This window comes from Streptococcus infantis (assembly GCF_018499575.1).
GTDB lineage: Bacteria > Bacillota > Bacilli > Lactobacillales > Streptococcaceae > Streptococcus > Streptococcus infantis_K.
Genome location: NZ_JAHDAP010000003.1, coordinates 1 through 13,556, shown reverse-complemented (window position 1 = coordinate 13,556; position 13,556 = coordinate 1). Strand labels below are relative to the sequence as shown.

The 13,556-nt window shown below is 39.8% G+C and carries 11 protein-coding genes and 1 tRNA gene; 11 read left to right on the top strand and 1 reads right to left on the bottom strand.

Annotation, left to right across the window (positions count from 1 at the left end):
* Nucleotides 1-6 precede the first annotated feature (6 nt).
* The 8 genes from jag to gap all read left to right on the top strand — a co-directional run bounded on the left by jag (nucleotide 7) and on the right by gap (nucleotide 9,330).
* Nucleotides 7-963 (top strand): RNA-binding cell elongation regulator Jag/EloR, encoded by a 957-nt coding sequence (gene jag / locus KJR31_RS07610; protein ID WP_214262797.1) that lies wholly within the window; start codon nucleotides 7-9, stop codon nucleotides 961-963.
* A 53-nt stretch (nucleotides 964-1,016) separates the two neighbouring features.
* Nucleotides 1,017-1,637, top strand: coding sequence for a ribonuclease P (locus KJR31_RS07605; protein WP_214262796.1), 621 nt, complete (start codon nucleotides 1,017-1,019; stop codon nucleotides 1,635-1,637).
* 118 nt (nucleotides 1,638-1,755) lie between these two features.
* Nucleotides 1,756-3,732 (top strand): transketolase, encoded by a 1,977-nt coding sequence (tkt, locus tag KJR31_RS07600; RefSeq protein ID WP_214262795.1) that lies wholly within the window; start codon nucleotides 1,756-1,758, stop codon nucleotides 3,730-3,732.
* A 114-nt stretch (nucleotides 3,733-3,846) separates the two neighbouring features.
* A complete protein-coding gene (gene yajC, locus KJR31_RS07595) occupies nucleotides 3,847-4,167 on the top strand; it encodes a preprotein translocase subunit YajC (RefSeq protein ID WP_214262794.1) in 321 nt (106 codons plus the stop codon).
* 48 nt (nucleotides 4,168-4,215) lie between these two features.
* Nucleotides 4,216-4,653, top strand: coding sequence for a low molecular weight protein-tyrosine-phosphatase (locus KJR31_RS07590; protein ID WP_214262880.1), 438 nt, complete (start codon nucleotides 4,216-4,218; stop codon nucleotides 4,651-4,653).
* Nucleotides 4,646-5,059 carry an MORN repeat-containing protein gene (locus tag KJR31_RS07585; protein ID WP_214262793.1) on the top strand — a complete coding sequence of 138 codons (414 nt, stop codon included), beginning with the start codon at nucleotides 4,646-4,648 and terminating at the stop codon, nucleotides 5,057-5,059. Before KJR31_RS07590 ends, KJR31_RS07585 begins: the two co-directional genes overlap by 8 nt.
* Before the next feature lie 299 nt (nucleotides 5,060-5,358).
* On the top strand, nucleotides 5,359-8,010 hold the full coding sequence (gene adhE, locus KJR31_RS07580) for a bifunctional acetaldehyde-CoA/alcohol dehydrogenase (RefSeq protein WP_214262792.1): 2,652 nt from the start codon (nucleotides 5,359-5,361) through the stop codon (nucleotides 8,008-8,010).
* A 309-nt stretch (nucleotides 8,011-8,319) separates the two neighbouring features.
* Nucleotides 8,320-9,330, top strand: coding sequence for a type I glyceraldehyde-3-phosphate dehydrogenase (gene gap, locus KJR31_RS07575; RefSeq protein WP_006154814.1), 1,011 nt, complete (start codon nucleotides 8,320-8,322; stop codon nucleotides 9,328-9,330).
* Nucleotides 9,331-9,499: 169 nt separating this feature from the next.
* On the opposite strand, the gene KJR31_RS07570 is transcribed toward gap, so the two are convergent.
* Nucleotides 9,500-10,435, bottom strand: coding sequence for an RluA family pseudouridine synthase (locus KJR31_RS07570; RefSeq protein WP_349815560.1), 936 nt, complete (start codon nucleotides 10,433-10,435; stop codon nucleotides 9,500-9,502).
* Nucleotides 10,436-10,523: 88 nt separating this feature from the next.
* Between KJR31_RS07570 and pbp2a the strand changes: the two genes are divergently transcribed.
* The 3 genes from pbp2a to KJR31_RS07555 all read left to right on the top strand — a co-directional run bounded on the left by pbp2a (nucleotide 10,524) and on the right by KJR31_RS07555 (nucleotide 13,551).
* Entirely contained in the window at nucleotides 10,524-12,749 is a 2,226-nt protein-coding gene (gene pbp2a, locus KJR31_RS07565; protein WP_214262791.1) for a penicillin-binding protein PBP2A, read from the top strand.
* Nucleotides 12,750-12,928: 179 nt separating this feature from the next.
* Nucleotides 12,929-13,411 (top strand): sigma factor, encoded by a 483-nt coding sequence (locus KJR31_RS07560; protein ID WP_229026604.1) that lies wholly within the window; start codon nucleotides 12,929-12,931, stop codon nucleotides 13,409-13,411.
* Nucleotides 13,412-13,479: 68 nt separating this feature from the next.
* A tRNA-Glu gene (locus KJR31_RS07555) sits at nucleotides 13,480-13,551 on the top strand.
* Nucleotides 13,552-13,556: the final 5 nt, after the last annotated feature.

The window sequence follows — 13,556 nt, the reverse complement described above, 5'->3', positions numbered from 1 at the left end:
CTGATAATGGTATTATTTACAGGTTCAACAGTTGAAGAAGCAATCCAAAATGGATTGAATGAATTAAATATTCCGAGAATGAAGGCTCATATCAAAGTTGTTTCGAGAGAGAAAAAAGGATTTTTTGGACTTTTTGGTAAAAAACCAGCTCAAGTTGATATTGAAGCAATCAGTGAGACAACCGTTGTAAAAGCAAATCAGCAGGCAATCAAAGGTGTTCCGAAAGAAATTAATGATCAAAACGATCCAGTTAAAACAGTCAGTGAAGCGACAGTTGATTTGGGACATGTAGTTGCAGCTATCAAGAAAATTGAAGAAGAAGGCCAAGAAATTTCTGAAGATGTTAAGGCTGAAATTCTTAAGAATGATAAAAAAGCCAGCACGATTTTAGAAGAAACAGGCCATATTGAAGTTTTAAGAGAATTGCAACCTGAAGAAGCTCAAGATGAAATTGATGCTGAAAAAGACAGTGATTTAGAAAACCTTGGTTTGAAAGTTGAGCCGACTTATGACACTGAAAAGGTTGTTGAAGAAGTAACCAATTATGTTCAAGCAATCATCGATGATATGGATGTTGAGGGAACTATTTCTAGCACCTCTAACCGTCGCTCTATCAACATGCAAATTGATACAAATGAGCCAGGCCGTATCATTGGTTACCATGGTAAGGTTTTGAAATCCCTTCAACTTTTGGCACAAAATTACCTCTACAACCGTTATTCAAAAACTTTCTACATTACTATCAACGTGAATGATTATGTTGAACATCGTGCAGAAGTGTTGCAGAGCTATGCCCAGAAATTAGCTACACGTGTCTTGGAAGAAGGACGTAGTCAAATGACGGATCCAATGTCAAGCAGCGAGCGTAAAATTATCCATCGTATCATCTCACGAATGGAAGGTGTTACTAGCTACTCTGAAGGTGACGAGCCAAATCGTTACGTTGTAGTTGACACAGAATAAAAAATGAAAAATCAGGGGAAACCTGATTTTTTTCTAACGAAAGAAGAAATAAAATGAAAGAAATCAAGGACTATCTTGCTTATCAAGGGGAACAGTACCGGAATCCTGAAAAAGCAGGAGCTGAAAAGGATAAAATGCTAGACCTGCGTCAAAAAGGGCAGGAAGCGCGAAAGGCATTTACTCACCTAGCGGAATGTTTTCAAGCTAGGCATTCCGATTGGAATTTACACCCAACCAGTCAATGGATGAATCAAGCGCAGAGATTACGACCACATTTCTGGGTTTATTTACAGAGAGAGGGGCATGTAACAGAGCCCATGATGGCTCTTCGTTTGTATGGAAATCAGAATGATTGGGGAATCTCTATAGAAGTCAGCTTTGTAGAGAGAAAGAAAGATGAGACTACCTTGTCAAAACAGGCTAAAGTCTTGGATGTTCCGGTGGTCGAGGGAATTTATTATTGGGTTCAGAAAAACGACGAGAGTTACCGAGTGCAAGCTACCGAGGAGAATAGACAACTTTTAAGACAACAATTATCCAATCAGGAGATTCGTAAGGTTTTAGTAAAAGTTGATATTCCAGTAGCCGATGAAGATACTATAGATAAGGTTCTAGATAAACTTGATAGAGGTTTTGAAAACCTATCACCTTACTATCAAGCGACTAGAAATTAGCCTAATCGGCTGAGTCAGTTTATAGTAAATTGTTTTATTGCTATTCTAGGTATTTTTTCATATAATAGTAAAATAGGACACGTGGTATACTTATCACCTCAAAGAGAAAGGAAATTCTATGTCAAATTTATCTGTTAATGCGATTCGTTTTCTAGGTATTGACGCTATCAACAAAGCAAACTCAGGTCACCCAGGGGTGGTGATGGGTGCTGCTCCGATGGCATACAGCCTATTCACTAAAGAACTTCGTATCAATCCAGCTCAACCAAACTGGATCAACCGCGACCGTTTTATTCTTTCAGCAGGTCATGGTTCAATGCTCCTTTATGCCCTTCTTCACCTTTCTGGTTTTGAAGATGTGAGCATGGATGAGGTAAAGAACTTCCGTCAATGGGGCTCTAAAACACCAGGTCACCCAGAATTTGGGCATACTGCAGGGGTTGATGCAACAACAGGACCTCTAGGACAAGGGATTGCGACTGCGACAGGTTTTGCACAAGCGGAACGTTTCCTTGCAGCTAAGTATAACCGTGAAGGATATAATATCTTTGATCACTATACATATGTTATCTGTGGAGATGGCGACTTGATGGAAGGTGTCTCAAGCGAAGCTGCTTCTTATGCAGGTTTGCAAAAACTTGACAAGCTGGTTGTTCTTTATGATTCAAATGATATCAACTTGGATGGTGAGACAAAAGATTCATTCACAGAAAGTGTTCGTGATCGTTACAAGGCTTATGGTTGGCATACAGCCTTGGTTGAAGATGGAACCGACCTTGAAGCTATTCATGCTGCTATTGAAGAAGCTAAGGCTTCAGGAAAGCCATCTTTGATTGAAGTCAAAACTGTTATTGGTTATGGTTCTCCAAACAAACAAGGAACGAATGCAGTACACGGTGCCCCTCTTGGAGCTGATGAAACTGCTGCAACTCGCCAAGCACTTGGTTGGGACTACGAACCGTTTGAAATTCCAGCAGAAGTATACGCAGACTTTAAAGAAAATGTTGCAGACCGTGGTGCTTCAGCCTATGAAGCATGGACAAGACTAGTTGCAGATTATAAAGAAGCTCACCCAGAACTTGCTGCAGAAGTTGAAGCAATCATCGAAGGGCGCGATCCAGTTGAATTGACTCCAGAAGACTTTCCAGCTTTAGAAAATGGCTTCTCTCAAGCGACTCGTAACTCAAGTCAAGATGCCTTGAATGTTGTAGCAGCTAAGTTGCCAACCTTCTTGGGTGGATCAGCCGACCTCGCTCATTCAAATATGACTTACATCAAAACAGACGGACTTCAAGACGATGCAAATCGCTTGAATCGTAACATCCAATTTGGTGTTCGTGAATTTGCAATGGGTACTGTCTTGAACGGAATGGCTCTTCACGGTGGTCTTCGTGTTTACGGAGGAACTTTCTTCGTCTTCTCAGACTATCTTAAAGCAGCAGTTCGTTTGTCAGCCTTGCAAGGTCTTCCAGTGACTTATGTCTTCACACACGATTCAATCGCGGTTGGTGAAGATGGACCAACTCACGAACCAATAGAGCACTTAGCAGGACTTCGTGCGATTCCAAACCTTAATGTTTTCCGTCCAGCAGATGCGCGTGAAACCCAAGCAGCATGGTATCTAGCAGTGAAGAGTGAGACAACACCAATTGCCCTCGTCTTGACTCGTCAAAACTTGACCGTTGAGGAAGGAACAGACTTTGATAAAGTTGCAAAAGGTGCATATGTTGTCTACGAAAATGCGGCAGACTTTGACACGATTTTGATTGCAACAGGTTCAGAAGTGAATCTTGCTGTTGCGGCTGCTAAGGAATTAGCAAGTCAAGGTGGAAAAGTTCGTGTAGTCAGCATGCCATCTACAGATGTTTTTGATGCACAAGATGTAGCATACAAAGAAGAAATCCTACCAAATGCAGTTCGACGCCGTGTGGCAGTCGAAATGGGAGCAACTCAAAACTGGTACAAATATGTTGGCCTTGATGGAGCAGTTCTCGGTATTGATACCTTTGGAGCGTCTGCACCAGCTCCAAAAGTTTTGGCAGAATATGGATTTACAGTTGAAAACTTAGTGAAAATTGTAAACAACTTGAAATAATAAAAATCAGAGCTTTGCTCTGATTTTTATTAACCTAAAACCAAGGTGTAATCTTGTAAAAATAGTTTAAATTTGATATAGTAGTTTTATCTAAATTACAAAGGAGAAAATACTATGGATGCAAATTTAACATTTGTGATTATGCTTGTAGTCATGTTTGGATTGATGTTCTTTATGCAACGTTCTCAAAAGAAACAAGCTGAAAAACGCATGGAGAGTCTCAACAAACTTCAAAAAGGCTACGAAGTTATTACTATCGGTGGTTTATACGGTACAGTCGACGAAGTTGATACCGAAAACAGAACGATCGTACTTGATGTAGACGGAGTTTACTTGACTTTCGAATTAGGAGCAATTAGAACAGTTTTGCCAGTTAAAGAAGCTGTCACACCTGAAGGTACAGTTGTCGAAGGTGAAAGTGCGATCGAAGAATAAAACGGGGTGAATCTCATTCCCGTTTTTCTATGAAGATGAGGAATAATGATGAAAAAGATTGTTTTTGTTTGCCTTGGTAATATTTGCCGAAGTCCTATGGCAGAATTTGTGATGAAATCCTTAACTGATGATTATGTGATTGAAAGTAGAGCAACTTCTTCTTGGGAACACGGAAATCCAATTCACGAAGGGACTCAAGAAATCTTTAAATCTCACAAGATTCCTTATAATTCATCAAAAACATCGCAACAAATCTCTAAGGATGATTTTGAATATTTTGATTATATCATTGGAATGGATGAGTCTAATCTTCTCGATCTGACTCGCATGTGTCCTCAAAGCCAGAAACACAAGATAGAGGCATTCGCTTCTGAAGGTGTTCTGGATCCTTGGTATACAGGAGACTTTGATGAAACTTATGATCGGGTTTTAACAGGTTGTAAAGCTTGGCTAGCACGTTTAGAAAATGAGGCAAAAAATGGATAATATAAAGAAATTCTATGATAGATACAGTGTCTATATAACGCGTCCTCGTTTAGAAATTGCGACAGTAGTGGTCATAGCTCTTTGCGCGATATTCGTATTTGTAGGGAACATGCCTAAGCAAGGAGTATTAAAATTGGATGGAGATTCCTTAGTATATGACGGAAGTATCGTTCGTGGAAAGATGAATGGCAAAGGGACCCTGACTTTCGCAAATGGTGATACCTACACTGGGGAATTCAAAAATGGCGCATTTAACGGCAAAGGAACCTACCAAGCTAAGGAAGGCTGGGTTTATGAAGGTGACTTTGTTAATGGCCAGGCTGAAGGTAAAGGAAAACTGACTACTGAGCAAGATGTAGTCTATGAAGGTGATTTTAAACAAGGTCTCTTTCAACAAGCGCAATAACCTCCTCTTAGAGGGGGTATTATACTGCGTAAACAGAAAGCGCTTACATGGAAATTGAGATGCTTTACAATACCTTTTTACAATGGAATTTGTGAAAAATAAAAGTTTTATTGAATTATTCACAAAGTGGGAGTGTAAAAGTGCATGTGTAGGCATGTACAAAAATATTTTCACAAGGAAATAAAAAAAGTTTGTGAAATTTCTATGAAACTGTTTACAAATTTTGGAAAAAGAGGTATAATAAGATTGTGAAAAAATTAACAATGGATTTACAATCCTTGAAAGCTATGGAGGAAAATATGGCTGATAAAAAAACTGTAACACCAGAGGAAAAGAAACTCGCTGCTGAAAAGCATGTCGACGGTTTGGTGCAAAAAGCTTTGGTTGCTCTTGAAGAAATGCGTAAACTTGACCAAGATCAAGTCGATTATATCGTAGCAAAAGCTTCAGTTGCAGCACTTGATGCTCACGGAGAATTGGCTCTACATGCCTTTGAAGAAACAGGACGTGGAGTATTTGAAGATAAAGCAACTAAGAACCTATTTGCTTGTGAGCACGTAGTAAACAACATGCGCCACACTAAAACAGTTGGTGTTATCGAAGAAGATGATGTAACAGGATTGACTCTTATCGCTGAACCAGTTGGTGTTGTTTGTGGTATCACTCCAACAACTAACCCTACTTCAACAGCAATCTTTAAAGCATTGATTTCATTGAAGACTCGTAATCCTATTGTCTTTGCATTCCACCCATCAGCTCAAGAATCATCAGCTCACGCAGCTCAAATCGTTCGTGATGCAGCGATTAAAGCAGGTGCTCCTGAGAACTGTATACAGTGGATTACTGAACCATCTATGGAAGCAACTAGCGCATTGATGAACCACGAAGGTGTTGCGACAATCCTTGCGACAGGTGGTAATGCCATGGTTAAAGCGGCTTACTCATGTGGTAAACCAGCTCTTGGGGTAGGTGCCGGAAACGTTCCAGCTTATGTTGAAAAATCAGCTAACATCCGCCAAGCTGCTCACGATATCGTAATGTCTAAATCATTTGATAACGGTATGGTCTGTGCATCTGAACAAGCGGTTATCATCGATAAAGAGATTTACGATGAATTCGTAGCAGAGTTCAAATCATATCACACTTACTTTGTAAACAAAAAAGAAAAAGCTCTTCTTGAAGAATTCTGCTTCGGCGTGAAAGCAAACAGCAAAAACTGTGCTGGTGCAAAATTGAACGCTGACATCGTTGGTAAACCAGCAACTTGGATTGCAGAGCAAGCAGGATTTACTGTTCCAGAAGGAACAAACATTCTTGCTGCAGAATGTAAAGAAGTTGGTGAAAACGAGCCATTGACTCGTGAAAAATTGTCACCAGTTATCGCAGTTTTGAAATCTGAAAGCCGTGAAGATGGTATTGCTAAAGCTCGTCAAATGGTTGAATTTAACGGACTTGGACACTCAGCTGCCATCCACACTGCTGATGAAGAATTGACTAAAGAATTTGGTAAAGCTGTTAAAGCTATTCGTGTTATCTGTAACTCACCTTCTACTTTCGGTGGTATCGGGGACGTTTACAATGCCTTCTTGCCATCATTGACACTCGGATGTGGTTCTTATGGACGTAACTCAGTTGGGGATAACGTTAGCGCCATTAACCTCTTGAATATCAAAAAAGTCGGAAGACGGAGAAATAACATGCAATGGATGAAACTTCCTTCAAAAACATACTTTGAACGTGATTCAATTCAATACCTTCAAAAATGTCGTGACGTTGAGCGTGTCATGATCGTTACTGACCATGCTATGGTAGAGCTTGGCTTCCTTGATCGTATCATCGAACAACTTGACCTTCGTCGCAATAAGGTTGTTTACCAAATCTTTGCAGATGTAGAACCAGATCCAGATATCACTACAGTTGAACGTGGTACTGAGATTATGCGTGCCTTCAAACCAGATACAATCATCGCTCTTGGTGGTGGATCACCAATGGATGCTGCTAAAGTAATGTGGCTCTTCTACGAGCAACCAGAAGTGGACTTCCGTGACCTTGTACAAAAATTCATGGATATCCGTAAACGTGCCTTCAAATTCCCATTACTTGGTAAGAAGACTAAATTCATCGCTATCCCAACTACATCTGGTACAGGATCTGAAGTAACTCCATTTGCCGTTATCTCTGATAAAGCGAACAACCGTAAATACCCAATCGCTGACTACTCATTGACACCAACTGTGGCAATCGTAGACCCTGCTTTGGTATTGACAGTTCCTGGATTTGTTGCTGCTGATACTGGTATGGACGTATTGACTCACGCGACTGAAGCTTACGTATCACAAATGGCTAGCGACTACACTGACGGTCTTGCTCTTCAAGCGATTAAACTCGTATTTGAAAACCTTGAAAGTTCAGTTAAGAATGCAGACTTCCATTCACGTGAGAAAATGCATAACGCTTCAACTATTGCTGGTATGGCCTTTGCTAATGCCTTCCTAGGTATTTCTCACTCAATGGCTCACAAGATTGGTGCACAATTCCACACAGTTCACGGACGTACAAATGCAATCTTGCTTCCATACGTTATCCGTTACAATGGTACACGCCCAGCTAAGACAGCTACATGGCCTAAGTACAACTACTACCGTGCAGATGAGAAATATCAAGATATCGCTCGTATGCTTGGACTTCCAGCTTCTACTCCGGAAGAAGGAGTTGCATCTTATGCTAAAGCTGTTTACGAACTCGGTGAGCGCGTAGGTATCGAAATGAACTTCAAAGCACAAGGTGTTGACGAGAAAGAATGGAAAGAACATTCACGTGAATTGGCCTTCCTTGCTTATGAAGATCAATGTTCGCCTGCAAACCCACGTCTTCCAATGGTTGATCATATGCAAGAAATCATCGAAGATGCTTACTATGGTTACAAAGAAAGACCAGGACGTCTTAAATAATTGATTATCAGTCAGAGGCAGGAGTAATCCTGTCTCTTTTTATAGTTTTTCAAAATAGAAGAGGTTAAAAGTTTAACAAAAAAATTTTGTAAATAACTATAAAGATGTATGTTGATAGACTTTTGACAAAGGGAATCTATATAAAATTGTGTATCTAGAAAGTAGAAAACTGAAGTGAAAATCAACGTCAGCGCTTGCAATAAAACTAAAATAGTTATATAATAGGTTTGTTGAAAGGTGATTTGTAGTGATTCAAGTTACTCTTTTCACAATAAAATTTTCATGATTTTCATAAGGAGGAAATCACTAATGGTAGTTAAAGTTGGTATTAACGGTTTCGGTCGTATCGGACGTCTTGCTTTCCGTCGTATCCAAAACGTAGAAGGTGTTGAAGTTACTCGCATCAACGACCTTACAGATCCAGTAATGCTTGCACACTTGTTGAAATATGACACAACTCAAGGTCGTTTCGACGGTACTGTGGAAGTTAAAGAAGGTGGATTCGAAGTTAACGGTAAATTCGTTAAAGTTTCTGCTGAACGCGATCCAGAACAAATCGACTGGGCTAACGACGGTGTAGAAATCGTTCTTGAAGCAACTGGTTTCTTTGCTACTAAAGCAGCTGCTGAAAAACACTTGCATGCTGGTGGTGCTAAGAAAGTTGTTATCACTGCTCCTGGTGGATCAGATGTTAAAACAGTCGTATTTAACACTAACCACGATATTCTTGATGGTACTGAAACAGTTATCTCAGGTGCTTCATGTACTACAAACTGCTTGGCTCCAATGGCTAAAGCTCTTCAAGATAACTTCGGTGTTGTTGAAGGATTGATGACTACTATCCACGCTTACACTGGTGACCAAATGATCCTTGACGGTCCACACCGTAAAGGTGACCTTCGTCGTGCTCGTGCTGGTGCTGCTAACATCGTTCCTAACTCAACTGGTGCTGCTAAAGCAATCGGTTTGGTTATCCCTGAATTGAACGGTAAATTGGACGGAGCTGCACAACGCGTTCCTACTCCAACTGGATCAGTTACTGAATTGGTAGTTGTTCTTGAAAAGAACGTCACTGTTGATGAAGTAAATGCAGCTATGAAAGCTGTAGCTAACGAATCATACGGTTACACTGAAGATCCAATCGTTTCTTCAGACGTTGTAGGTATGTCTTACGGATCATTGTTTGACGCAACTCAAACTAAAGTTCTTGACGTTGACGGTAAACAATTAGTTAAAGTTGTATCATGGTACGACAACGAAATGTCTTACACTGCACAACTTGTTCGTACTCTTGAATACTTCGCAAAAATTGCTAAATAATTTCTGAGTCGATAAAAGCAAGGCCAACTGGTCTTGCTTTTTTTGTATATATGAAAAAATGAGGCTGGGACAAAAGTCCTAGCCTCTCAATTGTCTTTGGATTGTGGAGCAAGACGCAGTGGTTGAGTGGGCTCTACTACGCTGATTTCATCAGCTTTTACAGCCTTACTCAATTGTGCGGAGGTGGAACGACGAAATCGAATTCTAACGAATTACCGATTTCTGTCCCACTCTCATTTTGTTTTATTTCTCTTTCAAATGAATCTGATAGAGCAGTAAAGCTTAGTTGTTTTAAAGTCAGAGGGTGGATAAAGGATAGTTTATATGCGTGAAGCATTAGTCTGCTAGTTCTAGAACTTGGATTATAGAGGGGGTCTCCAGCGATTGGATGGTTGTGGTGAGATAGGTGGACTCGAATCTGATGAGTACGTCCTGTTTTTAATCTACACTGAACGAGACTGGTTTTGTTTTGAAATTGTTTTAACCGAGTTACATGAGTTTCGGCGTATTGACCGTTTTTTTGATCCACAATTCTTTTTCTACGATCGTGACGATTGCGACCGATTTTATCTCGGAAGATCAAGTCCTTAGCCTCTAATCTTCCATCAACCAGAGCCCAGTATTCTCGAGAAATCTCTTTCTTTTCTAATAAGCGATTAAGGATAGGCAGAATGAATGGATTCTTCGCAAACAGTACGAGACCACTTGTTTCCATATCTAGTCTATGAACAACATAGCAAGTTTGACCAACATAGGCGCTGACATGATTGAGAAGAGCTATCTCATCGGGCTGATTCCCATGTGTCTTCATACCCTCGGGTTTATTGACGATAATTAAATACTGATCTTGATAGACTTCTTCGACAAGTTTGGGGTTTCCCCAGAGAATTTCTTTTGTAGGATAATCTTCCTCGTCGAAAATCAATTGGCACTCATCTCCGGCCTTGACCGTTTGATGCCAATGGACTTCTTTTTGATTAACGAGAATGTGTTTCTTGATTCTCAAAAAGTGCCTGATTTTTCGAGGAATTAACAGCTGTTCTTCTAGGAAAAATTTGACGGTCATTTCAGGTAGAGAATCTGGGATTATAAAGGTAATTTTCATACAGATATTGTAACAAAAAATGGTGTATTTGGACAGGGCAACCAGCAAAATTCTTGTCTTCCTATGGGGAAGATGATAAAATATACGCATGAAATTAGATACATTATTTGAAAAATTTCTTTCCTTATTTAAGAAAGAAGAATCTGAAATTGAAGAAACAGAGATTAACGAAGTTGACTATGAAGAAAATGAGTCAAGTAATTTAAGACGTTCAAGAGGGGGGCGAAAGAAGACCGGTGCAGTTGGCCCTATTCGAAAATTTTGGCGTCGCTATCACTTGACCAAAATTTTTCTGATTCTAGGACTCAGCGCCAGCTTGTTTGTCGGAGTCTATCTATTTGCTTTAGCAAAATCAACAAATGTTACCGACCTGCAAAACGCCCTGAAAACTCGGACCTTGATTTTTGATAGGGAGGAAAAAGAAGCAGGTGCTCTGTCAGGACAAAAAGGAACCTATGTTGAGCTTGCTGATATTAGTGAAGATTTGCAGAATGCTGTTATTGCGACAGAAGATAGAAGCTTCTATAAGAACGATGGTATTAATTATGCTCGTTTCTTCCTAGCAATAGTAACGGGCGGGCGCTCAGGGGGTGGCTCCACAATTACCCAACAATTAGCGAAGAATGCCTATCTTTCTCAAGACCAGACTGTTCAGAGAAAGGCAAAAGAATTCTTTCTAGCTTTAGAATTGACAAAAAAATACAGCAAAAAAGAAATTCTAACCATGTACTTGAACAATGCCTACTTCGGAAACGGAGTTTGGGGTGTTGAAGATGCAAGTAAAAAATACTTTGGGGTTTCAGCTTCTCAACTGACACTTGATGAAGCCGCAACCTTGGCAGGAATGCTCAAAGGACCGGAATTATATAACCCTATCAATTCTATTGAAGATTCTACTAATCGTAGGGATACCGTCTTACAGAACATGGTAGCTGCTGGTTATATTGATAAGAACAAAGAAGAGGAAGCTTTGGGTGTTGATATGGCATCTCAGCTACAAGATGCTTATGAAGGGAAAGTTTCAGACTACCGATATCCATCCTATTTTGATGCAGTTGTTAATGAAGCAATTGAAAAGTACAATCTAACAGAAGAAGAAATTGTGAACAACGGCTATCGTATATATACGGAACTAGATCAAAATTACCAAGCTAACATGCAGGTCATTTATGAAAACACTTCTCTATTCCCAACAGCAGAAGATGGAACTCATGCTGAGTCGGGTAGTGTTGCTCTAGAACCAAAAACAGGAGGAGTTAGAGGAGTTGTTGGTCGTGTAGCAGGGGATGATAAAGCTGGTTTCCGAAATTTCAACTATGCAACTCAATCAAAAAGAAGTCCAGGTTCAACGATTAAGCCTTTAGTTGTTTACACGCCAGCAGTTGAAGCTGGATGGGCTCTTAATAAAGAGTTGGATAATCATACCATGGAGTATGGCGATTACAAGGTAGATAATTACGCAGGAATCAAGACGTCTCCAGAAGTTCCGATGTACCAAGCTTTAGCTGAATCGCTAAATCTTCCTGCAGTAGCAACAGTTAAGGAGCTTGGGATTGATAAGGCTTTTGAATCAGGCGAGAAATTTGGACTAAACTTGACGAACGTAGACCGTGTCTTAGGTGTTGCTCTGGGGGGTGGTGTAGAAACAAATCCGCTCCAGATGGCACAGGCTTATGCAGCATTTGCAAACGACGGTTTGATGCCAGAAGCACATTTTATTACTCGCATTGAAAATGCAAGTGGACAAGTAATTGCCACTCACAAAAATTCTCAAAAACGCGTAATAGATAAATCCGTAGCTGATAAAATGACTAGTATGATGCTAGGAACCTTTACAAATGGTACAGGAATAAGTTCGTCACCAGATGGTTATGTTATGGCGGGGAAAACAGGTACAACAGAAGCGGCTTTCAACCCTGTGTATACAAGTGACCAGTGGGTTATTGGGTACACGCCTGATGTCGTCATTAGTCATTGGCTTGGTTTTCCGACTACTGATGAAAATCATTATCTAGCAGGTTCGACATCCAATGGAGCTGCTCATATTTTTAGAAGTATGGCAGAAACAATTCTTCCTTATACGCCGGGAACTACCTTTAAAGTTGAAAATGCCTATAAACTTAACGGGATTGCACCTGAAAATGTTCCAAGCCAGTCAACTGATAATGGAGGCACACAAACAAATGACTCAATCAGTGATATCCAAGGACGCGCTCAAAATCTTATAGATGAAGCAGAACGAGCAATTTCTGATGCTAAAATTAAAGAAAAAGCCAAAACTATCTGGGATACAATCGTAGATTTATTCCAATAAATCTTGAATGACAAGAATCAGTTCTTGTCATTTTTTGTATCCTGAAAAGCCTCAAAAATAATCTAAAAGAAATGTTAAAATATCCCAAGTATAAGTTTAGACAAGTATACAAGCAAAATAAAAAAGAAAGAGTTCTGTAAAACTTAGCTCTGATATACTGGATAAAGAAAAGGAGGGTAATGATGTTAGAAAAATATTACCATGAAGTAAAAGCCATCGTGCATAAGTGCCGAAAAGAGTACTATCTACATCTATGGGAAAAAGAAGATTGGGATCAAGAGGGAATGATTTGCCTTAACGAATTATTAGAAAACTACCCGGAATTCACCGAAAAAAGAGATAAACAATTCTACACCTATTTCAAAACAAAATTCCGAAACCGAATTTTAGACGCAGTTCGAAAACAAGAAAGTTATAAAAGAAGATTAGATCGGCAAGCATATGAAGAGGTCGGAGAAATTAGCCACCGATTAGGAGAAGGAGGTCTTCTGTTAGATGAGTCATATGCTTTACAAGAAGTACTTAAAGGATATAAAGCAGGATTAGGAAAAGAAAAATTGGAACTTTATGAGAGATTGATTGCTGATGAGAGATTTAAAGGAAGAAAAGCGATGTTAAAAGAGCTGAGACATGTGCTAAAAGATTTTTCGCCAAAAAGATAAAAAAAGTAGTCAAACCAGTTGACAAGCGTCAAAAAGTGTATATAATAGAAAGAGTTGAAAAAGCTCAGGGTCCGTTGGTCAAGGGGTTAAGACACCGCCTTTTCACGGCGGTAACACGGGTTCGAATCCCGTACGGACTATGGGT